This window comes from Sandarakinorhabdus sp. (assembly GCF_032115815.1).
Lineage (GTDB): Bacteria > Pseudomonadota > Alphaproteobacteria > Sphingomonadales > Sphingomonadaceae > Sandarakinorhabdus.
In genome coordinates this window covers 9233-9787 of record NZ_JAUMBI010000157.1, presented here as the reverse complement: position 1 = coordinate 9787, position 555 = coordinate 9233, and the positions used below count along the sequence as shown (strand labels likewise).

The 555-nt window shown below is 61.4% G+C and carries 1 protein-coding gene and 1 pseudogene; one reads left to right on the top strand and one right to left on the bottom strand.

The window, feature by feature from the left end:
* Positions 1-154, top strand: a pseudogene (locus RT662_RS09415) (lysine decarboxylase); the annotation flags it as partial.
* 41 nt (positions 155-195) lie between these two features.
* Here the strand turns inward: RT662_RS09415 and RT662_RS09410 are convergent.
* On the bottom strand, positions 196-459 hold the full coding sequence (locus tag RT662_RS09410; protein WP_313670458.1) for a hypothetical protein: 264 nt from the start codon (positions 457-459) through the stop codon (positions 196-198).
* Positions 460-555: the final 96 nt, after the last annotated feature.

The following is a 555-nucleotide window of genomic DNA, read 5'->3' as shown; positions in this document are numbered from 1 at the left end:
CCTGCTCTATGGCCGCGAATTCTGGAACCGCGTGGTGAACTTCGAAGCGCTGGCCGAAGAAGGCGTCATCGCGCCGGACGATCTGAAACTGTTCCACTTCGTTGAAACGGCCGAAGAAGGCTGGGAGATCGTGAAGGCCCATTACGGGCTGTAAAACAAACGGGGAGGGCGCTCGGCCCTCCCGCCCTATCTGCCTTATGCCGGCTTGCGGTTGACCACGTCCCCGCGCGTCGGCGCTTCCACGTACATGCGGTCGGGCCCGCTCGCCTGACTCTCCGCCTTCAGTGTTTCCATGTCGATGACATGACGAAAACGCACATCGTTGTGCTTGAGGCGATCGAAGGCATCGTTGATGTCGGCAATGGCGATCACCTGGATTTCCGGCCTGATGCCATGTTCGGCGCACAGGTCCAGCACTTCCCTTGTATCGGCAACGCCGCCGATCAGCGAACCGGCCACCGGGCAGGTCGAGTACGGCGCTACCGCAGCCTACGGGAGCTTCTCCCCCAAGGAGTCCTCGTTCCAATACACCACGCACATCCAGCAGCTCAGCGG